The 23,366-nt window shown below is 60.1% G+C and carries 22 protein-coding genes, 1 tRNA gene and 1 pseudogene; 18 read left to right on the plus strand and 6 right to left on the minus strand.

What is annotated here, in order from left to right; all coding sequences use genetic code 11:
- Positions 1 to 5: 5 nt before the first annotated feature.
- The 7 genes from ftsW to ftsZ all read left to right on the plus strand — a co-directional run bounded on the left by ftsW (position 6) and on the right by ftsZ (position 8,149).
- Positions 6 to 1,262 carry a putative lipid II flippase FtsW gene (ftsW, locus tag PHF15_RS07985; RefSeq protein WP_300120331.1) on the plus strand — a complete coding sequence of 419 codons (1,257 nt, stop codon included), beginning with the start codon at positions 6 to 8 and terminating at the stop codon, positions 1,260 to 1,262.
- Positions 1,259 to 2,347: an undecaprenyldiphospho-muramoylpentapeptide beta-N-acetylglucosaminyltransferase gene (gene murG, locus PHF15_RS07990; protein ID WP_300120198.1), complete on the plus strand. Its 1,089-nt coding sequence runs from the start codon at positions 1,259 to 1,261 to the stop codon at positions 2,345 to 2,347. The genes ftsW and murG overlap by 4 nt, the downstream gene beginning before the upstream one ends.
- The gene (gene murC, locus PHF15_RS07995) at positions 2,344 to 3,777 is read left to right on the plus strand and encodes a UDP-N-acetylmuramate--L-alanine ligase (RefSeq protein WP_300120199.1); all 1,434 of its coding nucleotides are present in this window, start codon (positions 2,344 to 2,346) and stop codon (positions 3,775 to 3,777) included. The genes murG and murC overlap by 4 nt, the downstream gene beginning before the upstream one ends.
- The gene (locus PHF15_RS08000; protein WP_300120200.1) at positions 3,774 to 4,721 is read left to right on the plus strand and encodes a D-alanine--D-alanine ligase; all 948 of its coding nucleotides are present in this window, start codon (positions 3,774 to 3,776) and stop codon (positions 4,719 to 4,721) included. The genes murC and PHF15_RS08000 overlap by 4 nt, the downstream gene beginning before the upstream one ends.
- Complete coding sequence (locus PHF15_RS08005) at positions 4,718 to 5,521, plus strand: cell division protein FtsQ/DivIB (protein WP_300120201.1); 804 nt, start codon at positions 4,718 to 4,720, stop codon at positions 5,519 to 5,521. Before PHF15_RS08000 ends, PHF15_RS08005 begins: the two co-directional genes overlap by 4 nt.
- A gap of 4 nt (positions 5,522 to 5,525) precedes the next feature.
- Positions 5,526 to 6,755, plus strand: coding sequence for a cell division protein FtsA (gene ftsA, locus PHF15_RS08010; protein WP_300120202.1), 1,230 nt, complete (start codon positions 5,526 to 5,528; stop codon positions 6,753 to 6,755).
- A 140-nt stretch (positions 6,756 to 6,895) separates the two neighbouring features.
- On the plus strand, positions 6,896 to 8,149 hold the full coding sequence (gene ftsZ, locus PHF15_RS08015) for a cell division protein FtsZ (RefSeq protein ID WP_300120203.1): 1,254 nt from the start codon (positions 6,896 to 6,898) through the stop codon (positions 8,147 to 8,149).
- Positions 8,150 to 8,200: 51 nt separating this feature from the next.
- Here ftsZ and PHF15_RS08020 read toward each other — a convergent pair.
- Positions 8,201 to 8,454 (minus strand): annotated as a pseudogene (locus PHF15_RS08020) (tyrosine-type recombinase/integrase); the annotation flags it as partial.
- Positions 8,455 to 8,491: 37 nt separating this feature from the next.
- Here PHF15_RS08020 and PHF15_RS08025 point away from each other — a divergent pair.
- The 7 genes from PHF15_RS08025 to PHF15_RS08055 all read left to right on the plus strand — a co-directional run bounded on the left by PHF15_RS08025 (position 8,492) and on the right by PHF15_RS08055 (position 12,390).
- On the plus strand, positions 8,492 to 8,785 hold the full coding sequence (locus PHF15_RS08025) for a transposase (RefSeq protein WP_366520594.1): 294 nt from the start codon (positions 8,492 to 8,494) through the stop codon (positions 8,783 to 8,785).
- A gap of 357 nt (positions 8,786 to 9,142) precedes the next feature.
- The gene (locus PHF15_RS08030; protein ID WP_300120204.1) at positions 9,143 to 10,057 is read left to right on the plus strand and encodes a hypothetical protein; all 915 of its coding nucleotides are present in this window, start codon (positions 9,143 to 9,145) and stop codon (positions 10,055 to 10,057) included.
- Entirely contained in the window at positions 10,038 to 10,211 is a 174-nt protein-coding gene (locus PHF15_RS08035) for a hypothetical protein (protein WP_300120205.1), read from the plus strand. Before PHF15_RS08030 ends, PHF15_RS08035 begins: the two co-directional genes overlap by 20 nt.
- Positions 10,212 to 10,224: 13 nt before the next feature.
- Complete coding sequence (locus PHF15_RS08040) at positions 10,225 to 10,608, plus strand: hypothetical protein (protein ID WP_300120206.1); 384 nt, start codon at positions 10,225 to 10,227, stop codon at positions 10,606 to 10,608.
- 30 nt (positions 10,609 to 10,638) lie between these two features.
- Positions 10,639 to 11,280, plus strand: coding sequence for an FMN-binding negative transcriptional regulator (locus PHF15_RS08045; RefSeq protein ID WP_300120207.1), 642 nt, complete (start codon positions 10,639 to 10,641; stop codon positions 11,278 to 11,280).
- Positions 11,273 to 12,196: a UDP-3-O-acyl-N-acetylglucosamine deacetylase gene (gene lpxC, locus PHF15_RS08050; protein ID WP_300120208.1), complete on the plus strand. Its 924-nt coding sequence runs from the start codon at positions 11,273 to 11,275 to the stop codon at positions 12,194 to 12,196. The genes PHF15_RS08045 and lpxC overlap by 8 nt, the downstream gene beginning before the upstream one ends.
- Positions 12,197 to 12,213: 17 nt before the next feature.
- Positions 12,214 to 12,390 carry a hypothetical protein gene (locus PHF15_RS08055; RefSeq protein WP_300120209.1) on the plus strand — a complete coding sequence of 59 codons (177 nt, stop codon included), beginning with the start codon at positions 12,214 to 12,216 and terminating at the stop codon, positions 12,388 to 12,390.
- 110 nt (positions 12,391 to 12,500) lie between these two features.
- Here PHF15_RS08055 and PHF15_RS08060 read toward each other — a convergent pair whose 3' ends face one another.
- On the minus strand, positions 12,501 to 13,838 hold the full coding sequence (locus PHF15_RS08060) for a porin (protein WP_300120211.1): 1,338 nt from the start codon (positions 13,836 to 13,838) through the stop codon (positions 12,501 to 12,503).
- A 515-nt stretch (positions 13,839 to 14,353) separates the two neighbouring features.
- Between PHF15_RS08060 and PHF15_RS08065 the strand changes: the two genes are divergently transcribed.
- Positions 14,354 to 15,343 (plus strand): porin, encoded by a 990-nt coding sequence (locus PHF15_RS08065; RefSeq protein WP_300120212.1) that lies wholly within the window; start codon positions 14,354 to 14,356, stop codon positions 15,341 to 15,343.
- A gap of 316 nt (positions 15,344 to 15,659) precedes the next feature.
- Positions 15,660 to 16,697 (plus strand): porin, encoded by a 1,038-nt coding sequence (locus PHF15_RS08070; RefSeq protein WP_300120213.1) that lies wholly within the window; start codon positions 15,660 to 15,662, stop codon positions 16,695 to 16,697.
- 430 nt (positions 16,698 to 17,127) lie between these two features.
- Here the strand turns inward: PHF15_RS08070 and PHF15_RS08075 are convergent, their stop codons facing one another.
- The 3 genes from PHF15_RS08075 to PHF15_RS08085 all read right to left on the minus strand — a co-directional run bounded on the left by PHF15_RS08075 (position 17,128) and on the right by PHF15_RS08085 (position 19,139).
- The gene (locus PHF15_RS08075) at positions 17,128 to 18,366 is read right to left on the minus strand and encodes a multidrug effflux MFS transporter (protein ID WP_300120214.1); all 1,239 of its coding nucleotides are present in this window, start codon (positions 18,364 to 18,366) and stop codon (positions 17,128 to 17,130) included.
- An 8-nt stretch (positions 18,367 to 18,374) separates the two neighbouring features.
- Complete coding sequence (locus PHF15_RS08080; protein ID WP_300120215.1) at positions 18,375 to 18,851, minus strand: CopD family protein; 477 nt, start codon at positions 18,849 to 18,851, stop codon at positions 18,375 to 18,377.
- Positions 18,852 to 19,054: 203 nt separating this feature from the next.
- Positions 19,055 to 19,139 (minus strand) — tRNA-Leu (locus PHF15_RS08085).
- Between the two features lie 37 nt (positions 19,140 to 19,176).
- Between PHF15_RS08085 and cysM the strand changes: the two genes are divergently transcribed.
- Positions 19,177 to 20,079, plus strand: coding sequence for a cysteine synthase CysM (gene cysM, locus PHF15_RS08090; RefSeq protein ID WP_300120216.1), 903 nt, complete (start codon positions 19,177 to 19,179; stop codon positions 20,077 to 20,079).
- 34 nt (positions 20,080 to 20,113) lie between these two features.
- Positions 20,114 to 20,341 carry a sulfurtransferase TusA family protein gene (locus PHF15_RS08095; protein ID WP_300120217.1) on the plus strand — a complete coding sequence of 76 codons (228 nt, stop codon included), beginning with the start codon at positions 20,114 to 20,116 and terminating at the stop codon, positions 20,339 to 20,341.
- Positions 20,342 to 20,415: 74 nt separating this feature from the next.
- On the opposite strand, the gene PHF15_RS08100 is transcribed toward PHF15_RS08095, so the two are convergent.
- On the minus strand, positions 20,416 to 23,340 hold the full coding sequence (locus PHF15_RS08100) for a valine--tRNA ligase (RefSeq protein ID WP_300120218.1): 2,925 nt from the start codon (positions 23,338 to 23,340) through the stop codon (positions 20,416 to 20,418).
- Between the last annotated feature and the right edge of the window lie 26 nt (positions 23,341 to 23,366).

Genomic DNA, 23,366 nt, shown 5'->3' on the forward strand with positions numbered 1-23,366 from the left:
GCGCGATGGCCGCCCGTTTTCAAGGTCTGATGGGCTGGCTGGGTCGCGTCAGGGCACCGGCAGGCGACGTGTTACCGGTGCGTTTGGGTGGCTCGCGTCTGTCGTCCACTGGCGCCACCCCGTCGCGTGCCCAGGGCTTCGACCAGCCGCTGGTGTGGGTCACGGTGGCGCTGTTGCTGTGGGGACTGGTGATGGTGTATTCGGCCTCGATCGCCATGCCTGAAAACCCGCGCTTTGCCCGCTACACCCACACCTACTTTCTGGTGCGCCACGCGATGTGGCTGGTGATTGCCTTTACGGTGGCACTGCTGGCTTACCAGGTGCCGCTGGCGCGCTGGGAAAAGGCTGCCCGGCCGCTGTTCTTGATCTCGCTGGGGCTGCTGGCGGTGGTGTTAATCCCGCATGTGGGCAAGGTGGTGTATGGCGCGCGCCGCTGGATCAGCCTGGGGCCGCTGAGCTTTCAGCCGTCCGAACTGGCCAAGCTCACCGTGCTGCTGTACGCGGCCGACTACATGGTGCGCAAGATGGACGTCAAGGAGCGATTCTTTCGCGCCGTGCTGCCGATGGGGGCTGCGGTGGCGGTGGTTGGCGTGCTGCTGCTGGCCGAGCCCGACATGGGCGCCTTCATGGTGATTGCCGTGATCGCCATGGGTATTTTGTTTTTGGGCGGTGTCAACGCGCGCATGTTCTTTTTGATCGCCACCATTCTGGTGGTGGCATTTGCCTTGATGATTGCCGCCAGCGAGTGGCGTCGCGAGCGCATTTTTGCCTACCTCGACCCGTGGAGTGAACACAACGCGCTGGCCAAAGGTTACCAGCTTACACACGCGCTGATCGCCATTGGTCGCGGTGAAATTTTTGGCGTCGGTTTGGGCGGCAGCGTGGAAAAACTCAACTGGCTGCCCGAGGCGCATACCGACTTTTTGCTGGCGGTGATCGGCGAGGAATTCGGTCTGATTGGCGTGGTCATGGTGATCGGCCTGTTTTTTTGGCTGGTGCGTCGCATGATGTACATCGGTCGCCAGTCGATTGCGCTGGAGCGGGTTTTTGCCGGCCTTGTGGCGCAAGGCGTGGCGATCTGGATGGGTTTTCAGGCGTTCATCAACATGGGCGTGAATCTGGGCGCACTGCCCACCAAGGGGCTGACGCTGCCGCTCATGAGCTACGGCGGCTCGGCCATTCTGGTCAATCTGGTCGCCATTGCCGTGGTGCTGCGCATCGACCAAGAAAATCGTACGCTGATGCAAGGGGGGCGCGTATGAGAGTCGACTCTGGCAAGTGTGCCCTGATCATGGCCGGTGGCACGGGTGGGCACATTTTTCCCGGCCTGGCGGTGGCGCACGCCTTGCGTGACAAAGGCTGGCGAGTGCATTGGTTCGGTGGCACCGGCACGGCCGGGCAGCCCAGCATGGAAAGCCAGCTGGTGCCGCCGCAAGGCTTTGCTTTTGAATCGATTGACTTTGGCGGTGTCCGCGGCAAGGGAATGGCGACCGTGGCCTTGTTGCCACTGCGCTTGCTCAAAGCCTTTTGGCAGAGCATCCAGGTGCTGCGCCGGGTCAAGCCTGACGTGGTGCTGGGCTTGGGTGGCTACATCACGTTTCCGGGCGGCATGATGAGCGTGTTGCTGGGCAAGCCGCTGCTGCTGCACGAACAAAACTCGGTGGCCGGTCTGGCCAACAAGGTCCTGGCGGGTGTGGCGGACCGGGTCTTTACTGCGTTTCCGGGTGTGCTCAAGGGTGCCCAATGGGTGGGCAACCCCTTGCGCGCGGCGTTTTTGCAGCAGCCCGACCCGGTGCAGCGCTTTGCCGGTCGCAACGGGCCACTGAAATTGCTGGTGGTTGGTGGCAGTCTGGGCGCCAAAGCGCTCAACGACATCGTGCCGCAGGCGCTGGCCCGGCTGCCCGAGGCCACTCGCCCCGAGGTGATTCACCAAAGCGGCGCCAAACAAATCGAGGCCCTGCGCGCCAACTATGCCGCCGCTGGCGTGCAGGCGCAGTTGACGCCGTTCATCGACGACACCGCGCAGGCCTTTGCCGATGCCGACTTGGTGGTTTGCCGCGCTGGTGCCAGCACCGTGACCGAGATCGCGGCGGTGGGTGCTGCCGCGCTTTTTGTGCCTTTCCCCTCGGCTGTGGATGACCACCAGACCGGCAACGCCCGCTTTCTGGTGGATCAGGGCGCAGGCTGGCTGGTGCCTCAGAACCAATTAACGCCGGCGCACCTGGCTGACATGCTCCAAAAAATGGAACGGTCAACGCTGATGAATAAAGCGCTGGAAGCCAAAAAAATGCAAAAACTGGATGCCACCCAAAGCATCGTGGCGACCTGTGAGGAACTCTGTCAATGAAGCACGCCATCCAACACATCCACTTTGTCGGCATCGGCGGTGTCGGCATGTCGGGCATTGCAGAAATCCTGTTCAACCTGGGTTACACCATCTCGGGCTCTGACCAGTCTGACAGTGCCACATTGCAAAGACTCACGGCTTTGGGCATCCAGACCAGCATCGGCCATGCCGCAGATCACATCAGTGGTGCTGATGCGGTGGTGACATCGACCGCCGTCAATGCTGATAACCCCGAGGTACAGGCAGCGCGGCACAACCGCATACCCGTGGTGCCGCGCGCTCTGATGCTGGCCGAACTGATGCGTCTTAAAAGAGGCATCGCCATCGCTGGCACGCACGGCAAAACCACCACGACCAGCCTGGTCGCCAGCGTGCTGGCCGAAGCGGGGCTGGACCCCACTTTTGTGATTGGTGGTCGCCTCAACAGTGCTGGTGCCAATGCGCGGCTCGGCCAGGGCGACTACATCGTGGTCGAGGCCGATGAGTCGGATGCGTCGTTTTTGAACTTGCTGCCGGTGATGGCGGTGGTGACCAACATCGACGCCGACCACATGGAAACCTATGGCCATGATTTTGGCAACCTGAAAAAAGCTTTCCTGGACTTTTTGCACCGCATGCCGTTTTATGGCACCGCCATCCTGTGCACCGACGATGCCGCGGTACGTTCCATCGTGCCGCAAGTGACCTGTCCTGTCACCAGCTATGGCTTTGACGAAGGCGCCGAGGTGCGCGCCGTGAATGTGCGGGCGGTGGATGGCCAGATGCGCTTTACCGTGCAGCGGCGCAACGGTCTGGTGCTTCCGGACCTGGACGTGGTGCTGAATTTGCCGGGTCGCCACAACGTGCTCAATGCCTTGTCGGCAATTGCGGTGGCGGTGGAGCTCAGCATTGATGACGCCGCCGTGCTGCGCGCGCTGGCCAGCTTCAAGGGCGTGGGGCGGCGTTTTCAAAGCTACGGAGATCAACCTGCCAGCGCTGGCGGCAGCTTTGCTTTGGTGGACGACTATGGTCACCACCCGGTCGAAATGGCCGCCACGCTGGCCGCCGCCCGTGGCGCATATCCGGGGCGGCGCTTGCTGCTGGCGTTTCAGCCACACCGCTTTACCCGCACACGCGACTGTTTTGAAGACTTCATCAAGGTCATTGCGCAGGCTGATGCGGTGTTGCTGGCCGAGGTTTATGCGGCGGGTGAAACCCCCATTGTGGCGGCCGACGGGCGCAGCCTGGCGCGTGCCCTGCGCGTGGCCGGGCGCATTGAGCCCGTCTTTGTCGATGACATTGCGGCCATGCCGCAAGCCATTGTGGACGCCGCCCGCGACGGCGACGTGGTGCTGTGCATGGGCGCTGGCTCGATTGGCGCTGTCCCCGCCAAAGTGGTCAGCTTGCTGCAAAAAAAAACGCCACTCAAACATGAAAGACAGGTGTTATGAGCCAATTTGACATAAAAACCGAAAAAGTGGCGGTGCTCATGGGCGGCGTATCGGCCGAACGCGAGGTGTCGCTGATGTCTGGCAACGGTGTCTTGCAGGCGCTGCAAAGCCTGGGCGTAAACGCCAGTGCGTTCGACCCGTCCGAACGCAATGTGTTCGACCTGAAAAAAGAAGGCTTCACGCGCTGCTTCATCGCCCTGCATGGCCGCTTTGGCGAAGACGGCACGGTGCAAGGTGCGCTGGAGTTGCTGGGCATTCCCTACACCGGCCCGGGTGTCATGGCCTCCAGCATCGCCATTGACAAGCTCATGACCAAGCACATCTGGCGCGCCGATGGCCTGCCCACGCCCGCCTGGAAAAATGTCGATAGTGCCCAAGCCACCCGCGCCGCCTTTGCCGAGCTGGGCTGCCCCATGATTGTCAAACCCGCCCGCGAAGGCTCCACCCTTGGCCTGAGCAAAGTGACATCCCTGGCGCAGTGCGACGACGCTTTTACCCTGGCTGCCGGGATGCGCGACGAGGTGCTGTGCGAGCAGTTCATTGCCGGTGACGAGGTCACCATTGCCGTGCTGGGCAGTGGCGCGCAAGCGCAGGCGCTGCCGGTGATCCGCATTGTGGCGCCCGAAGGCAACTACGACTACCAGAACAAATACTTCACCCACAGCACCCAGTACCTGGTGCCGTGCGGCCTGCCCGAGGGTGAAGAAGCGCACATCCAGCAGCTGGTACTGCAAGCCTTCAAAAGCCTGGGCTGCCGCGGTTGGGCGCGCGCCGACGTGATGATCGATGCCGCCACGCGCCAACCCTATCTGCTGGAAATCAACACCTCGCCGGGCATGACCAGTCATTCGCTGGTGCCGATGGCTGCCAAGGCGGCCGGCATCAGTTACCCCGAGTTGTGTCTGCAAGTGCTCACCCTGGCGAGCCGCGACTACGCACTATGAAAACCATTGCGTCCCTGCCGCTCGACATCAAGCTCATGAACGGAGTGGCAAGCGCCCTGTTCGGGGTGCTGGTGCTCATGTTGCTGGGCACTTCCCTGGCTTATGTGCAGCAGTTGCCGCTGTTTGCCATTCGCGGCGTCACGGTCACTGGCGATGTGTCGCACTACAACGCGATCTCGCTGCGCGCCAATGTGATGCCGCGCTTGCAGGGCACTTTTTTCACGCTCGACCTGCACGCCGCGCGCCAGGTCTTCGAGACCATGCCCTGGGTGCGCCAGGCGGTGGTGAAGCGCGACTTTCCGAACCGGCTCAAGGTGCAATTGCAAGAGCATCAGGCGGTGGCGTTCTGGGGCGTGGAAGGCGACTCGCGCCTGGTCAACACTTTTGGCGAAGTGTTCGAGGCCAATCTGGGTGAACTGGAGCAGGACGACCTGCCGCGCCTGAGCGGCCCCGAGGGCCAGAGCGCGCAGGTGCTGGCCATGCTCAACACCCTGCAGCCGCGGCTGGCGCCGATGGAGCTGACGCTGGAACAGCTCGAGCTGACACCCCGCGGTGGCTGGCGGGCGCAGCTTGACAACGGCACGGCGCTGGAGCTCGGCAGTGGCAGCACCGACGAACTGCTGGCGCGTCTGGAGCGATTTTTGAAGACGGTGACGCAGGCCACCGCGCACTACAACCGCAGCGTGGAGCAACTCGCTTCGGTCGATTTGCGCCATGCCGATGGCTATGCGATACGGCTCAACGGGGTCAGTACGGTCGAGGCTGATGACATGAAAAAAGTAATTCAAGGTAACAGGTGACGCAATGGCAAAAGAGTACAAAGAGCTGGTTGTCGGGCTTGACATTGGCACCGCCAAGGTCATGGTGGTGGTGGCCGAGGTCATGCCCGGCGGCGAGCTCAAACTGGCCGGCCTGGGCGTGGCCCCGAGCAACGGCCTCAAGCGCGGCGTGGTGGTCAACATCGACGCCACAGTCCAGAGCATCCAGCAGGCGTTGAAAGAAGCCGAGCTGATGGCCGACTGCAAGATCCAGCGGGTGTATACCGGCATCACCGGCAGCCATATCCGCGGCATCAACTCACACGGCATGGTGGCCATCAAGGACCGCGAGGTCTCCGCCGCCGACGTGGCCCGGGTGGTGGAAACCGCCAAGGCCATCAACATCTCGACCGACCAGCGGCTGCTGCTGGTGGAGCCGCAAGAGTTCATCATCGACGGCCAGGACGTGAAAGAGCCCATAGGCATGAGCGGCATCCGCCTGGAGGCCAAGGTGCACATCGTCACCGGCGCCCAGAGCGCGGCCGAGAACATCATCAAATGCGTGCGCCGCTGCGGCCTGGAAGTGGAGCAGCTTATGCTGAATCCTCTGGCCAGCAGCCTGTCGGTGCTGACCGAGGACGAACGCGAACTTGGGGTGGCGCTGGTGGACATTGGCGCCGGCACCACCGACCTGGCCATTTTTACCAACGGCGCCATCCGCCACACCGCCGTGATCCCGATTGCCGGGGATTTGATCACCAGCGACATCGCCATGGCGCTGCGCACGCCGACCAAGGACGCCGAAGAAATCAAGGTCGAAAACGGCTACGCCAAACAATTGCTGGCCGACCCCGAAGCGCAGGTGGAAGTGCCCGGCCTGGGGGACCGCGGCCCGCGCATGCTGAGCCGCCAGGCCCTGGCCGGTGTCATCGAGCCGCGCGTGGAAGAAATATTCAGCCTGGTGCACCAGGTCATGCGCGAGTCGGGCTTTGAAGAAATGCTCTCCAGCGGCATCGTGCTCACCGGCGGCAGCTGCGTCATGCCCGGCATGGTCGAGCTCGGCGAAGACATCTTCCTGAAACCGGTACGCCGCGGCATTCCCAAATACACCGGCGCCCTGTCCGACATGGTGGCGCAACCGCGCGCCGCCACGGTGATGGGCCTGCTGGAAGAGGCACGCATCGCCCGGCTGCGCGGCTTCAAGGTGGCGCAGAAAAACGGCTCCATGAAAACAGCCTTTGGCTCGGTCAAGGACTGGTTTGTGGGGAATTTTTAGCATGAAAACCTGCCTGTGGCGCTGCCGCGCCGGACCGAACCGACGATGGCGATGCATGGATCCGCCCGATGCAACCGCAAACCCATTCCAGCCCATTTTTTCGACTCATCTTTTATTCACTGAAACCCAAGGAGAACACCATGCCCATTGAACTCATCGACGAAGAATCCTTTAACCAGGGCACCCAGATCAAGGTCATCGGCGTTGGCGGCGGCGGCGGCAACGCTGTGGCCCACATGATTGCCAGCGCGGTGCAGGGTGTGGAGTTCATCTGCGCCAACACCGATTCGCAGGCGCTTTCCACCAGCGACGCCCACCTCATCATCCAGCTCGGCAGCACCGGCCTGGGCGCCGGCAGCAAGCCCGACAAGGCGCGCGAGGCGGCTGAACTGGCCATCGATCACATCCGTGAAGCCATCGACGGCGCGCACATGCTGTTCATCACCGCCGGCATGGGCGGCGGCACCGGCACCGGCGCAGCGCCGGTGATCGCGCGGGTGGCGCGTGAAATGGGCATTTTGACCGTGGGCGTGGTCACCAAGCCGTTCGAGTTCGAGGGCAAGCGCCGCATGGACAACGCCGAGACCGGTCTGGCGGAGCTCGAAGCCAATGTCGATTCGCTGATCGTGGTGCTGAACGAAAAGCTGCTCGACGTGCTGGGCGAGGAAGCCACGCAGGACGAGGCCTTTGCCCACGCCAACGATGTGCTCAAGAACGCCGTCGGCGGCATTGCCGAAATCATCAACGTGCCGGGCCATGTCAACGTTGACTTCGAAGACGTGCGCACCGTCATGGGCGAGCCTGGCAAAGCCATGATGGGCACCGCGGTGGCGGCCGGCCCCGACCGCGCCCGCATCGCCGCCGAGCAGGCGGTGGCCTGTCCGCTGCTCGAAGGCATCGACCTGTCGGGTGCCAAAGGCGTGCTGGTGCTGATCTCGGCGGCCAAGGGCAGCCTGAAACTGTCAGAGTCCAAAGTGGCCATGAACACCATCCGCAACTACGCCTCGCAGGACGCGCATGTGATCTACGGCACCGCCTACGACGACAACCTGGGCGACCAGATTCGTGTCACGGTGGTGGCTACCGGCCTGAGCCGCCAGGCGCAGCGCCCCAAACTTGTGGTGACACAAACCCAGCCCGAGATGGGTCTGCGCACCGGCACGCACGATGTGCCGTTCAATATTCCCACCCTCAACACCCCGGCGGGCGTGGGCCAGGTGAACAGTGCCATGGCGACCAGCAACGTGGGACGTGCGCCAACCGACTACAACACGCTGGGCACCCCCAGCGTCTGGCGCAACCGCACTTCGGCAACGGCCAAGGTGGATGCGCTCAGCAGCGGCGGCATGGACGACTTCGAGATACCGGCGTATTTGCGCAAGCAGGCGGATTGAGGGGGGACGCGCGCCGCCTGCAACCCAGCGTTGCGGGCGGTGGTGAGGCCATCACGGCATCATGCAGCCAAGTGCATCCAGCGGGCTGGCCGTGCCACCCGCAGCCACCTTGAGCACGTGGGTGTAGATCATGGTGGTGCTCACATCCGAATGGCCCAGCAACTCCTGCACTGTGCGGATGTCAGTCCCAGCCTGGAGCAAATGGGTGGCGAACGAATGGCGCAAGGTATGCACTGACACCGTTTGAAAATCTGTGCAGCGGCGCTTGCCAGCTTGATGGCACGTTGCAAACGCTCCTCGTACACGCACAGACTGGATGGCACAGAGTTTTTGCGCCGTTTCATGCTGCATGTACTGCCCACTGGGGTCAAGCGTATTCGGCACTATGGGGTGCTGGCATCGAGCTGCAAGGGCAGACTGCTCAATGCAGCACGGCTGGCCTTGCAGATGCCTGCTGCCAATCCCCAGGCGATGGAGTCTGCTCGAGGGTTCATGGCGCGGGTGGCCAAGATGGATGTGGGTTTATGTCCGTGCTGCAAAGTGGGGCGCTTGCGAATGGCTGAGGTGTTGGCCGGGGCCAAGCAGTTGCCTGCGCCGGGCGCGAGGGTTTCGCCACAGGAGCGCGGGCCACCGTGAGTGAGGGGCAAGGGGCTGGAATCAGCAGGTGGTTTACACGTCAGCGGCAAAGCCGATGGGGGCCGGGCTGCGTGGCGTGTTGGAAAAGCCGGATGACGGCTTCAAAAACCAGGCTGTCTGGCATCAATACGGGGGCTGCATTGCGCGTGCGTTGGGTGATTGGCCGACGGATTTGCGCTTGTATCGCGCTATGATCTGATGCCACAGACGGGGGAAAGCTTGCAATCCCCTATCGCCACCGCCCACGCAGGCGGTTCAATCCAACATGGTTTATCCGCCGCGGGAGGTGTTTATGGTTTCTACAAGCATTGCAGCGCGGCGGATAAACGCTGATCGTTAGGCATCAGGGAGCGCCGCATGCCAAAGAAGACGCCTTGCACCATTCCAGAGCTGGCATCGATCGCGGCGATCCAGCATGTCGCGCTGAAGGAGCCAGATCACCAGCGGCAAGAGATTGCCGACTACGTCGAGTGGCAGGTAAACAAGGGCGTTAAAACTGCCTACAAGGTGGTTCATCTGGAGCGCATCAAGTCTGAGGTCGTCTTCGGAACAGAGCACGTTGCATGGGATGTTCATACTGATGAACCGGGGCGTTGGTGGGTAATTACGGGACCGACCAACCTCTATTCGCAGCGAGAGTTCCCGTCGCTCGACTACACGCTGTCTTTTCACGTTGGCGTCATGGCCCGGGTGGCCGCCAGAGACGCCAAGCGCGCGCCACCATCTCGCAAAGATCGCCTGCGCTCAACATGGCGTCGGTGGGAAACTGCAACTGATGCCATTGACCTTGCGCGTGAGTCTGAAGACTTTCAAGCAGTCGGGATGCGCTGCAGGGAATCGCTGGTCAGCCTCGCGAAAGCGCTTCAAAAGGACATAGAAGTGCCTGCTGGCACGGAGCGACCGAAAGCAGCTGATTTCGTTGGCTGGTCCGTCCTCATCGCGCAGCACTTCGCTCTTGGTGCCCGCAATGAGCACGTGCGTAGCTATCTGAAAGCAACTGCCAAGGAAACTTGGCAACTCGTTAATTGGCTAACTCATACATCAAAGGCGAGTTTGCACGAAGCTCACTTGGCGCTCGACGCAACATCCAACTTGCTGGGCATGATGAGCCTCGTGGTCATGCGTGGCGAGGCTGGGTCGCCCGATGCCTGCCCGACATGTGGCTCATACAGAATCGTTGCCGTATATGAGCCAGATCTTGACCGCGAGCCTCCCTATGTCAGCTTGTGTGAGTCCTGCGGCTGGAACGATCATGAAGAAGCTGACGCCTAGCAATGTCGTGGTGTTGCAACCCGAAATTCAAAAGGCATTCCCCACCTCTGAGGCAGTCAACAAGGCGTTGGCAAGCATGTTGGCCTTTGCGCAAGAAACGCAGGGTTTAACAGGTCGCTCAAGTCGGACACCGCGCAAGCGCGTCGCCGCGTAGCTTCGTTAAGCCGATGAAGTTGGAGCCGTACGTTCTGGTCGATACGACGCCCTTCTCGGCGTCGCGGGAACAAGTCGTGGAGCAAAGGGGCCAGCCGCTGAAAGAACTACGAAACAGCGTCGGCCTCAACGAGCTTGACTACGGATCCGTTGTGTTTCGCTTCCAGGACAGTGGCGGGCTGGAAGAAATTTCCATGCGAGCGCCGGTGGTTTACATCGGCAACGTTGACGTGCCGTTCGCGGGTCTTGAGACGTTCGTTTGGGCCGAGGATGAGTCAGCCTTTGAGCGCGCGGGTTTCATCGTCAGTCCGAAGTTCGGGCTGGCGTTTGACCCGAGCTGCCCAACCTGGGTGACCGCACTTGCCGCGCACTGCATCGACACATGGCGGGCTATATGAACCCAACCAGACCTCAATTAAGGCGCAACCATGTACATCCCAAAACACTTTGAAGAGCCCCGGATCGATGTCTTGCACGCGCTGATGCGTGCGCGCCCCCTGGCGACCCTGATCACGCTGTCATCCGACGGGCTCAACGCCAATCACATTCCCTTGCTGCTCTCGGCTGAACCTGCGCCGCTGGGCACCTTGCGTGGCCACGTTGCCCGAGCCAACTCAATCCGAAGCGATGTTGCTAATGATGTCGAGGTGCTGGCGGTGTTCCAGGGCCCCGACGCCTACATCAGCCCCTCGTGGTATCCGACCAAACTGGAGCATGGCAAGGCCGTGCCCACCTGGAACTATGCGGTGGCGCACGCCTACGGCAGCTTGCGCGTGGTCGATGATGCAGCCTGGTTGCGCGCTCACTTGGAGGCGCTTACCAGCCACCACGAAGCCTCGTTCCCCAAGCCATGGCATGTCTCCGATGCGCCGGGCGACTACATTGAGAAGATGATGGCGGCGGTGGTCGGTATCGAAATCAACATCACCCGGCTCTTGGGCAAATGGAAGGCCAGTCAAAATCAGCCGGCACAAAACCAGGCGGGTGTCATTGCGGGTTTGGGTGTGCGTGCCGATGCCCGTTCGCTGGCCATGGCAGAGTTGATAAAAGTAAAATCGACCGGTGCTTAAACAACGAACCCTCAAAACCCTGACGCGTGCCGTCGGCGTCGGCCTGCACAGCGGCCAGCGTGTGGAAATCACCTTGCGCCCGGCGCAGCCTGACACCGGCATCGTGTTCCGGCGCGTGGACCTGCCCGAGCCGGTCGATATTCCGGTGTCGGCCCTGGCTGTGACCGACACACGCATGGCCTCCACCATTTCCAAGGGCAATGCGCGCGTGCTCACCGTGGAGCATTTGATGTCGGCTTGCGCCGGCCTGGGTGTGGACAACCTGTATGTGGACATCACCGCCGAGGAGGTGCCCATTCTGGACGGCTCGGCGGCTTCGTTCGTGTTTTTGCTGCAAAGTGCCGGCATTGAATTGCAAAACGCGCCCAAGCGCTTTATCCGCCTGCTGGCGCCGGTGGAAGTGCGCCAGGGCGAGGGCGATAACGTCAAGTGGGCGCGGCTGGAGCCGTACCATGGCTACCGGCTCAGTTTCGAGATCGACTTCAGCCACCCGGCGGTGGATGCCACCGGCCAGCGTGTGCTGTTCGACATGAGCACCGGCTCCTATTCCAAAGACATTGCCCGCGCCCGCACCTTCGGCTTTACCAAAGACGTCGAGATGATGCGCGCCAACGGCTTGGCGCTCGGTGGCGGGCTGGACAACGCCATCGTGATGGACGACTACAAGGTGCTCAACGCCGGTGGCCTGCGTTACGACGACGAGTTTGTCAAACACAAGATCCTCGACGCCATGGGCGACCTGTACCTGCTGGGCAAGCCGCTGCTGGCCAGCTACAGCGCGTTCCGCTCGGGTCATGCGCTCAACAACCTGCTGCTGCGCGAGCTGCTGAACCGCCAGGATGCCTGGGACGTGGTGACGTTCGACCAGGAAAAGCAGGCGCCGGCTGGTTTTGCCCAGCTGGCGCGCGCCTGGTAACGCAGCCAAGGCACCTCATGCTGTTACTTCGCTGGCTGGTGTTGTTGATGTTGCTGGCTGCGCTGGTGTCGTTCGCCTTTTATGCGGGCACTGGCGACGCGCGCTTCAAACGCTATGGCTGGTTGGTGCTGAAATGGGCACTATTGTCGGCGTTCGGCTTTTTCGCCGTGCTGATCCTGGAACGGGTGCTGTGAGTCCGACACGCGCTCCAGCCCCAGGCGCCACGGTCTTTTTCTGAGCCTGCAGTATCAAACTCAAAAGCCCCTCGCGGGGCTTTTTGATTGCAGCATGCAAGCGCCAGATATCAGAAGCGGTGGCGAATGCCGAAAGCCAGGCCCGTGGAGTCGGTGCCAGCTGATTCCGTGACGCCGCCCAGGTAGCCATTGCCGCCAGGTGCGACCTGCGCGTTGTCGCTGTTGGCGAACCGAACGACCACGGCACTGACGTCGGTGCGCTTGGACAGCGCGTAGGAATAGGCCGCGCCATAAGACGACACATCAGCATTGGCTGGGCGCTTGTCGTTGTAGCGGTTGTAGGCCACAGAAATGGTGTGTGGCCCGGTCACGTTGCGATAGCCGATGTGGTACAGCATGCCGTCTTGTTTGAAGGCTTCAAAAAATGCATCCTGAACCTGCTGTGCGATGACCGGACCCAGCGCCGGGCCAACACCGTTTGGTGGTAGCGCAGACAATCCAGGCGTCAAGGCAGCAGAGATGCCAGACAAACCGTTGGGGTTGTCATCCTTGATCTTGGTGACCATCGTGCTGATCTTGCTGCTACCCATATTCATCGAAGCGCCCATCACGGTCGAGGTCAGGGACTTGTCACCCAGTTCGTTATTCTTGGTGTTGTAGCCAACGCCCGCCGAGAACTTGTCGGTTTTGTAGGCCGCGTTAATGCCGAGCAAACTGCCTTTGCTGCCATCGCCAGCAACCTCGCCGGGTGCGTACATCAGGGCGCCAGAGATGCCATTCTTGACGATGCGGTAAGCCAAAGCATTCGACGTGCGGATTTCAAACATGGCCGGGAACTGCACAATTTGCCCCGCAGACAATGCCGATTGCGTTTCCATGATGTCGAAGGTGGCAAAGGCTTCATAAGCGGGGGTGTATTGCCGGCCCGCCAAAACAGCGCCCACAGGCGTGATCAAACCAACATAGGCTTGGCGGTCGAACACATTACCAGCCAGATTCACGCCAAACTGGGAAGCGATGATGCCATCGACACCATTGACCGCGGCCTGGTAAACAGCATTCAGTTGTGGAGATGGCGAGCTAAGTCCCAACCGGGATGCCTGCGAAAAACGGTCAGACAACTGGCTACCGGTAATGGGCCGGCTGCTCAATGCGCCAGAATCTGCCTCCAAACGCGATTCCAGCGTAAAAATCGCCTTGTAGCCACCGCCCATATCTTCAGTGCCCTTGATGCCCCAGCGCGAGCCTTCCATGATGCCGCTCGCAACTTGCGTCACGGTGCCAGCCTTCAGGCCACTGACCGAGGTAACGCCCACGTCGACGAGGCCGTAAAGCGTGACGCTGGAGCCGGTTTGCGCTTGCGCCAGACCGGCGCAGCACAGCGCGGTGGCAATGGCCACACGGTGGAAGCTCAGTGCCGTCGAAGGGGATGAAGGTTGTTTGTTCATGATGATTGAGACGCTGAAAGGGAAAACATTTGCAGAAAAGAACGACCGTGCTAACTATAAATAAGCATCCCCATGTCCGCAAGAGATGCAACTCAAACTATGCACCTGATTCGTGCTTTTTCCCACAAGGGTTTTCCCTGATTTGGTGCAACTCGGCGCACCAGGCCAGCACCCGAACATGTGCTTCATCAGAAGTTCAGTCACTGCGAGCCCTTCGACAGGCACAGGACAGGTTGTAGCGCGGCAGTCCATGCCTTTGGAGGTCTTTGAGGGCGCAACCTGACCTTCCCTGCATGTGAACCGTGATGCCAAGTTGCCCATTGGGTTGAAATCTGTATGGTCAATGTCGTGCAGTTGCAACAAAACCGGCAAAAAGAGGCACGTTATTTGCGTTCGCCTCACCCTGTTGGCGCATTTTGAGCGCCTTCATGGTGAAATCTGGCATGTGAAGTTTTTTCGCTGCTTCAAAACTTGCCGTAAATGGTGTTTTGATTTTTTTAACTTAAGGAGTTTTCATGAAAAAGAGTTTGATTGCTTTGGCAGTTCTCGCTGCTTCCGGTGCATCTTTTGCGCAATCTAACGTCACCCTGTACGGTCTTGCCGATATTTGGGTTGGTTCCGTCAAAACCGAAACTGCTGGCGTCAGCACAACTCAAACCTTGATGGAAAGTGGCGGCGTCAATAGCTCTCGCTGGGGTATGAAGGGTTCTGAAGATTTGGGCGGCGGCTTGAAGGCAAACTTCAAGCTTGAGCAAGGTTTTAAACTGGACACTGGTGCGGCATCTGCTGGTCAGGCGTTCTCACGTGAATCGTATGTGGGCTTTTCAGGCGGCTTCGGTGAAGTCAAGCTCGGTAAAGTCTGGACCGCCTATGACGACGTGAGCGGTGCGTCTGACGCCATGTTCGATTCTGGTGCCTTGGCCCCCATGAACATTGTTTTCAGAAGCGTCGGCTACAGCGGCAACCCTGGCAACACCATTTATTACGCTAGCCCATCCATGGGTGGTTTCGCTGCTGCCGTCAGCTACAGCCTGGATGAGAACGTCCTGGGTGCCGCTGCCGTTTCCAGTTTGAACCTGACCTACGGCGCAGGCCCAATTGCTGTGCAGTTCGGTTATCAGGTTGAGGACCTTGACGCGACCAGCGATGACACCAAATTCATGCGTGTGGGTGGTTCCTATGACTTCGGCATGGCTGTTGCGAAGCTGACTTATGGCAAAGTGACCGATGTTGGCAACGTGAATGGTGCTGACACCTCAGAATATCAACTCGGTGTTGATGTTCCGGTTGGCCCCGCTTTGACGGTGTCTGCCAGCTACGCCAAGTCTGACGACAATGCCGCAGCCGGTGACCAATCTCGCAAGGGTTATGGTATTGCTGCTGCTTATACGCTGTCCAAGCGTACCTTCTTGTACACGGGCTACACCAACAACAAGTTCAGTCAAGTGTCCGCCAGCGATGACACTGTCAGCGCGTTTGCGGTTGGCGTACAACACAAATTCTGATCGTAGCGCCAAGCTGTCTAAACACCAGCTTTACGCTTCGACAGTATCAAGCCGCCTTCGGGCGGCTTTTTTTTGCTCGAACAAAAAAACAAACCTATTGACTTTGATCTTGATAGGATAACTTGACAGACCCAGTGCCCTTTGTTGCAAGGTCACCACAGATGCACCAATCTTGCGCAAGTTTACCGGCCGTTTTGGGGCAAAAGCGCCGGCCATCTGTTTCAATAGCGGTTAACTTCCTGACACAGGAGGTTGGCTCTGGGTTCTGAAATAAGTTGGTTTCAGGGCCTTATGTTTAACCTTGGAGATACTTGTAATGAAAAAATCCCTGATCGCATTGGCCGTTCTGGCCGCTACTGGCGCCGCAATGGCCCAATCTTCGGTAACCTTGTTTGGTCGCCTTGACGCTGGCGTTGGCGTCATCGACAAAGAGACAACCGGTGCCGCTCCAGTGGCATCGCAGTCGCAAACCGTGGTGAATTCTTCCACATTCAATACCACCTACTGGGGCATGAAGGGCACAGAAGATTTGGGTGGCGGCTTGAAAGCCAACTTCAATCTCCAATCCGGTTTTGCGATTGACACCGGTGTGGGCAACACTGGTTTGTTTGAACGCCTCGCCACGGTTGGTCTGTCCGGCGGTTTCGGTGCCGTCAACCTAGGCCGTCAATACTCGCCTTACTACGATCTGTTTGGCGCAACTGACAACATTGACGATGCCAATGTCGCCACCACTGGGGCAGTTTACGGAAAAGGCATCGGACAATCAACTGTCACCCGTGCCAGCAATTCGATCCGCTACGACTCCCCGTCTTTCAGCGGCCTGTCGGTATCGGCCTTGGTCGGTCTTGGCGAAAATGAAAATGTTGCACCTAATGTCGGTGATGCTACCAACATCTTCAGCCTGAACATCATTTACAAGGCTGGCCCGTTGCTGGTTGGTTATGCACATCACCAGGAAAAGTTGACTCAGGCGGTTTTGACGACACCTCAGGACGAAAACACTTACGACATGGTCGGTGCTACCTTTGACTTTGGCATGGCCAAAGTCACCGGTGGGTACCAGCAAGTATCTAACGACAGCGGGACTGATGACAAGGAATTCAACGCGGGTGTTAAAGTGCCGGTCGGGACCGCAGCGACGGTTTACCTTGGTTACGCCGACTCGAACACAAGCAAAGCTGGTTTCGATCTGAACAGTCAGGGTTATACATTGGCTGGTACCTACAACATGTCCAAGCGCACCAAGCTGTATGCCAGCTATGACGCGACAGAACTCGAAAAAGGTACCCCCGGTGCGGTCAGTACCGACGAAACGAGCCGGTTTGCGGTTGGTGTCGTGCATCTGTTCTAATCTGACGCTGACGCAAGTCATCTGACGGTTAAACCTCAAAACCCCGCCTGGGTAACCCGGCGGGGTTTCTTGTTTCCGGACTGAGTTCAATCGTCCAAAGCTCAGCGACTGGCTCGCCACGGCGCGCTGGTCAACATCAAATCCGTAGGCGACGGCGTGTTTGAGATGCGCGACTTCTTCGGCCCCGGCTGGCGCATGTATTACCTGGAGCAACCGGGATCAATCATTCCAAAGACATTCAACGTGCAATACAGCTGGCAAAGGAGCAGTGATGAAGAACATCAAAATCCGAGCATTCGATGCAGCAAACTTTCTCAATGACGAGCAAGACATTGCAGAGTAGATGCGTCAATTCCTTCGACGAGAATCAAGAGTTTGCGGGGTCATGGTCTCGCCCAAAGTTGAGCGGCTGTCGGCCTGATGAATTCACTCACCCCAGCGGGTGCTCGATGATCCGGCCAATGTCCGGCCAGCGGCGATGCAGCCAGAGCCAGGCCAGCAGGCCCACCGACAGCATGGCCAGTGAGGCGGCCGCCAGCGCCACGGTGGAGTGCATTACCAGCGGCGCAATCAGGCCGGCCACCACGCCGTTGGCACTGGCGCCAATGAAAGCCTGCAGGCTCGACGCCATGCCACGCCGGTCAGGGTGCAGGTCGAGCACCAGCAGCGTGATCACCGGAACCATCATGGCCCAGCCAAAGGCAAACAGCGCCACCGGGAACATGGCCCACACCACATGCGCGACAAACAGCGCGTTGGCCAGCAGATTGATGAGCGCAATGCCGAGCATGATGGCAAAGCCGTATTTGATTTGCTGCTTGGGCGCCAGTCGCCCGGCCATGCGGCCACTGACCCATGCACCACCCATGATGCCGCTGATGGTCAGCACGAAGAACCAGAAAAACTGCGTGGGCGCCAGCGCCAGGTGCTCGCCCAAAAACACTGGCGCCGACAACACGTACAAAAACATGCCGTTGAACGGAATGCCGCTGGCCAATGCCAGCAGCAAAAAGCGCGGGTCAAGCCCCAGTTTCCAGTAGCCCTGCATCAAGTTGCTGACCTTGAGCGGCTGACGCTGGGAAACGTGCAGGGTTTCAGGAAGCAGTTTGTAATTGGCGGCCCACAACGCCACGCCCACTGCCGTCAAAAACCAGAACACGCTGTGCCAGCCCAACTGCGCAAACAACACGCCGCCGATCATCGGCGCAATGGCGGGCGCCACGCCAAAAAAAAGGGTGATCTGGCTCATCACCCTTTGCGCCTGCGCCGGTGAAAACATGTCGCGCACCACGGCGCGCGACACCACAATGCCCGCCCCGGTGGTAAGGCCCTGCACTGACCGGAAAAACACCAGCTGGCCAATGCTTTGCGACAGTGCGCAGCCCATGGAGGCCAGCGTAAATGCGGCCAGCCCCCACAGCACCACCGGTCGGCGTCCCACGCTGTCGGACAGGGCGCCATGAAACAGGCTCATGAAGGCAAAGCCGAACAGGTAGGCCGACAGGGTTTGCTGCATCTGCAAAGGTGTGGCATCCAGCGAGCTGGCAATGCCGGCAAACGCCGGGATGTAGGTGTCAATGGAAAACGGTCCGAGCATGCCCAGCGTGGACAGCAACACCGCCAGCGCCCAGCGCGGCGCGCGCCACAGGTGTTGTGCGTCGGGATTCATCCGGACTGTTAGCGCGGCACACCGATCAGGGTGACCAGCACAATCAGCATACCCAAAACCAGATTCACCAGCACCCAAGATCGGATTTGCGCCAGCGCCGCAGCACCTGCAGGCCAGTCGGCGGCTGGTACGGCTCGGCTTAGGCGCTTGTACAGGCCAAACCGGATATGACCGAAAATCAGCATCATGACGATGCCCAACGTGGCCATGATGGTCCACTCCAGCGGCATGCTGAAATGCCCGCCCGCCTGCACCACCTGTTTGGCAACCTGGCCGATCATCCAAAGGCCCGTGACCAGCGCTACCGCAACGGCTGCCAGTACGGCGCCAAAGAAGCGGCCCAGCACCGCGTGCATCAGGCGAACCCGCACCGCCGGCTCCAACACACCGACGGCCGGGCGTAAAAAGAAATGGGCAAACACCATGCCTCCGATCCAGACGATGATGGCGAGCAGGTGCAGGGTTTTAAGGATGGCGTACGACATGGACAAGACTCATGAATGGAACAAGATGGGGAGTGTGCATCAGGAACGGCAACAGAGTCAGCCTGGGGGTGAAAGCCTGTCGCAGGTTCGGCCAATTTGAATCAGCAAAAAAAGCTGATGCGCCTGCGGAGCACCTATTCAGGCACTTATGATGACCGAAGTACTACTATGATGATAGCTAAAAGGCTATATACAGCAATTAATGGTGCCCGGGGCCGGAATCGAACCGGCACGCCTTGCGGCGGGGGATTTTGAGTCCCCTGCGTCTACCAATTTCACCACCCGGGCCACGCTTTGAGGCTCGAATTATGGCACAGTGCAAGTTATGAAATATTCAACCATTGAAGATCTGATCGGCAACACTCCCCTGGTACGTTTGCAGCGCATTGGGGCCACTGAAAGTGCTGCACGTAGCAATGTCATTCTGGGCAAACTGGAGGGTAATAACCCGGCCGGTTCGGTCAAGGACCGTGCCGCCATGTCGATGATCCAGCGCGCCCAGGAGCGCGGCGAGATCAAGCCGGGCGACACGCTGATCGAGGCCACCTCGGGCAACACTGGCATTGCGCTGGCCATGGCGGCGGCCATCAAGGGCTACCGCATGGTGTTGATCATGCCCGAGGATTTGTCGATCGAGCGCGCGCAGACCATGAAAGCGTTTGGCGCCGAGCTGATTTTGACGCCCAAAAGCGGCGGCATGGAATACTCGCGCGACCTGGCTGACCAGATGGCGCACGAAGGCAAAGGCCATGTGCTCGACCAGTTCTCCAACCCCGACAACCCGCGGATCCACGTGGAGACCACCGGACCCGAAATATGGTCAGCCACCAAAGGCAAGATCACCCACTTTGTCAGCGCCATGGGCACCACTGGCACCATCACCGGGGTCTCGCAATACCTCAAGAAAAAGAACCCGGCCATCAAAATCATCGGCGTGCAGCCCACCGAGGGTTCGCGCATTCCGGGCATCCGCAAGTGGCCGCAAGCCTATTTGCCCAAAATTTACGACCCTACCCACGTCGATGAGCTGCTCTACGTGAGCCAGGAAGATGCCGAGGAAATGTGCCGCCAACTGGCCCGCGAAGAAGGCATCTTTGCCGGCATTTCTGCCGCGGGCGCCTGCTGGGTGGCGCAGGAAATTGCCAGACGTGAAAAACATGCAACCATTGTCTTCATCGTCTGCGACCGGGGCGACCGCTATCTGTCCACCGGCGTCTTTCCGGCCTGATGACGCGTGGCCCTCAAAATTCCAGGAACCCAGCATGCACATCGACAAAGAAATTGACACCAGCGGGCTCAACTGCCCGTTGCCCATCCTGAAAGCCAAGAAGGCCCTGGCCGAGCTGGAAAGTGGCCAGGTCCTCAAGGTGATCGCCACCGACGGCGGCTCGCTGCGCGATTTCCAGGCCTTCGCCAAACAGACCGGCAACGAGTTGCTGGAGCAGCAGACGCTGGGCGAGGAATTCATTCACGTGCTGCGGCGGCGCTAATCCGGTCATTGCGAGCGAAGCGTGGCAATCCATGACTTCGTGGATTGCCACGCTTCGCTCGCAATGAGACGAATTTAGTTAAGCCGCGCCAACTGGTCCCTGACCTTGGCCAGCGTGGCTTCAAAATCGGCCAGGCGTTTGCGCTCCTGCTCGATCACGGCGGCGGGAGCCCGGGCCACGAACGCTTCGTTGCCGAGCTTGCCGTGCGCCTTGACGATTTCACCTTCCAGCCGCGCCAGTTCCTTACCCAGGCGCCCCTGTTCTGCGGCCACGTCAATAGCCATGAACAGACATATTCGCGCCTCGCCCACGACGGCCACCGGCGCGGCTTGCGCGGCGGCGGCCCAGGAAGCTTCGTCTTCAAACACGCGCACTTCGCTGAGCTTGGCCAGCGCCTGCAGCACGGGTGCCGCCTGCGTCATGAAAGCGGCCTCGGCGGCTGAACCGGCAATGGCAAACAGCGGCAAACGAGTGGCCGGCGACACACTCATTTCGCCGCGCAGGTTGCGGCAGGCGTCCACCAACTGCTTGAGCTTGGCCACATGGGCAATCGCGGCTTCGTCAATGCGCTCGGGCTGGCTCACCGGGTAGGCGGCGATCGCCACCGAGGGACCGTCTCGCCCGGCCACCGGGGCAATTTTTTGCCACAGTTCCTCTGTCACGAACGGGATGATCGGATGCGCCAGGCGCTGGATGGTCTCCAGCGTGCGGATCAGCGTGCGGCGCGTGGCGCGTTGCTGCGCGGCATTGCCCTGCTGGATTTGCACCTTGGCGATTTCCAGGTACCAGTCGCAGAACTCGTTCCAGATAAAGTCGTAAATGGAGGCGGCGACATTGTCGAGACGGTAGTCGGCAAAGCCCTGAGCCACCTGGGCTTCGACCTTTTGCAGCAGGGAGACGATCCAGCGGTCGGCCGCGCTGAAGTCGAGGTAAGTGGCGCCCACCTCGCACTCGGCCGCCGTGTGCTCTTTCAAACCGCAGTCCTTGCCTTCGCAGTTCATCAGCACAAAGCGGCTGGCGTTCCAGAGCTTGTTGCAGAAGTTGCGGTAGCCTTCGCAGCGCTTGGCATCAAAGTTGATGGAGCGACCCAGCGAGGCCAGCGAGGCAAAGGTGAAGCGCAGCGCGTCGGCACCAAAGGCCGGAATGCCCGCCGGGAACTCTTTTTCGGTGTTCTTGCGCACCTGCGGCGCGGTCTCGGGCTTGCGCAGGCCTTCACAGCGTTTGACCAGCAGTTCGGGCAGCGCAATGCCGTCGATCAAATCCACCGGGTCGAGCACATTGCCCTCGGACTTGCTCATCTTGTGGCCCTGCGCGTCGCGCACCAGGCCGTGGATGTAGACGTGTTTGAACGGCGCCTGGCCGGTGAAGTGCGTGGTCATCATGATCATCCGGGCGACCCAGAAGAAGATGATGTCATAGCCGGTGACCAGCACACTGCTGGGCAGATAGAGGTCGAAATCTTCAGTTTTTTCGGGCCAGCCCATGGTGCTGAAAGGCACCAGCGCCGACGAGTACCAAGTGTCAAGCACGTCTTCGTCACGTTTGAGCGTTTTGCCAGGGGCCTGCGCCTGGGCCTCACGCTCGTTGCGCGCTACATAGACCTTGCCGTCTTCGTCGTACCAGGCCGGAATCTGATGACCCCACCAGAGCTGGCGGCTGATGCACCAGTCCTGGATGTTGTTCATCCACTGGTTGTAGGTGTTGACCCAGTTCTCTGGCACAAACTTGACCTGACCAGACTGCACCGCGTCGATGGCTTTTTGGGTGATGCTTTTTCCCGTGGGGTCTTGCTCAGACACTTTGGACATGGCCACAAACCACTGGTCGGTGAGCATGGGCTCAATCACCTGACCGGTGCGGGCGCAACGTGGCACCATCAGCTTGTGTTTTTTGATTTCGACCATCAGCTCCAAAGCCTGCAGGTCCTTGACGATCTGTTTGCGGGCGGCAAAACGGTCCAGGCCTTGGTAAACGGCCGGTGCCTCGGTGTTGATCTTGGCATCCAGCGTCAACACACAAATCATCGGCAGCTTGTGGCGCTGACCTACGGCGTAGTCGTTCAGGTCGTGCGCCGGCGTCACTTTGACCACGCCGGTGCCAAAGGCCTTGTCAACGTAGTCGTCGGCAATGATCGGAATGGTGTGGTCGCACAGAGGCAGCGTCACGTGTTTGCCGATCAAGTGGGCATAGCGCTCGTCTTCCGGGTGCACCATGGCGGCCACGTCGCCGAGCATCGTCTCGGGGCGCGTGGTGGCGACCACCAAACCCGGGGCCAGTTTGCCATTCACCAGCTGCGGGCCGTCGGCAAACGGGTACAGGATGTGCCACAGGCTGCCGTCTTCTTCCTCGGATTCCACTTCCAGGTCTGACACGGCGCTCATCAGCACCGGGTCCCAGTTGACCAGACGTTTGCCACGGTAGATCAGGCCTTGCTCATACAGACGCACAAAGGTCTCCGTCACCGTTTTGGACAGCTTGGGGTCCATGGTGAAGTATTCGCGGCTCCAGTCCACCGTGTCGCCCATGCGGCGCATCTGGGTGGTGATGGTGTTGCCACTCTTTTCCTTCCACTCCCAAACCTTGCTGACGAAGTTTTTGCGTGCCTCGGCTGGTGTCGGTCCCATGTCGTGGCGGCTGATGCCTGCAGCTTGCAACTGGCGCTCGACCACAATTTGCGTGGCAATACCGGCGTGGTCGGTGCCCGGAATCCAGGCGGTGTTGAAGCCAGCCATGCGGTGGTAGCGTGTCAGGCTGTCCATGATGGTTTGGTTGAACGCGTGCCCCATGTGCAGCGTGCCGGTCACGTTGGGCGGCGGCAACTGGATGCAAAAGTTGTCACCGCGCGCAGCCGCCTCCGCATTTGGCGCGCCAGTGCCGCGGTAACCCGCCACACCGTAGCCGCGCCCTTCCCATTCGGGGCCCCAATGCGCTTCCAGCGCTGCGGGCTCGAAAGATTTGGACAGGCTGTTGAGGCCGGGTTGCTGGAGTGCGTCAGTCATGGTGTTTTGCCGAGGTGCCTGGCGCG

It is taken from the genome of Rhodoferax sp., assembly GCF_028689295.1.
In the GTDB taxonomy this organism is placed as follows: domain Bacteria; phylum Pseudomonadota; class Gammaproteobacteria; order Burkholderiales; family Burkholderiaceae_C; genus Rhodoferax.